The sequence below is a fragment of the Pseudoalteromonas sp. T1lg24 genome, from assembly GCF_002964745.1.
Classification (GTDB): domain Bacteria; phylum Pseudomonadota; class Gammaproteobacteria; order Enterobacterales; family Alteromonadaceae; genus Pseudoalteromonas; species Pseudoalteromonas spongiae.
Map to the genome: position 1 here is coordinate 1 of NZ_PQCB01000022.1, position 474 is coordinate 474.

General features: G+C 40.7%; 2 tRNA genes. Both read left to right on the top strand.

What is annotated here, in order from left to right:
• Positions 1 to 118 precede the first annotated feature (118 nt).
• Positions 119 to 195, top strand: a tRNA-Ile gene (locus tag C2M30_RS12270).
• A gap of 45 nt (positions 196 to 240) precedes the next feature.
• A tRNA-Ala gene (locus C2M30_RS12275) sits at positions 241 to 316 on the top strand.
• The last annotated feature ends 158 nt before the right edge of the window (positions 317 to 474 follow it).

Consider the following 474-nt stretch of genomic DNA (forward strand, 5'->3'; position numbering starts at 1 on the left):
CAAGGTAGCCCTAGGGGAACCTGGGGCTGGATCACCTCCTTATACGATTTAGAACTTTTTGTTCGAAGTGTCCACACAGATGATTGTTAAATGATTGAAAACAACAATAATTGATTATGGGTCTGTAGCTCAGCTGGTTAGAGCGCACGCCTGATAAGCGTGAGGTCGGTAGTTCAAGTCTACTCAGACCCACCACTTTCTCCTCCCAGATTAAGTGGCAACATAATCAACTTATATAGTGGGGCTATAGCTCAGCTGGGAGAGCGCCTGCCTTGCACGCAGGAGGTCAGCAGTTCGATCCTGCTTAGCTCCACCACTTTCTCTCTTCTCAAACCTAAATAAACTAACATTTCAGTATGTTTAGTTTTGAGAAGTAATTCTCGATTGCTCTTTAAAAATTTGGAAAGCTGACAAACTTTAAATTAAGTACTTACTTAGTAAGTGCAATATTTAATTTAGAGTTCTCAAAATAAA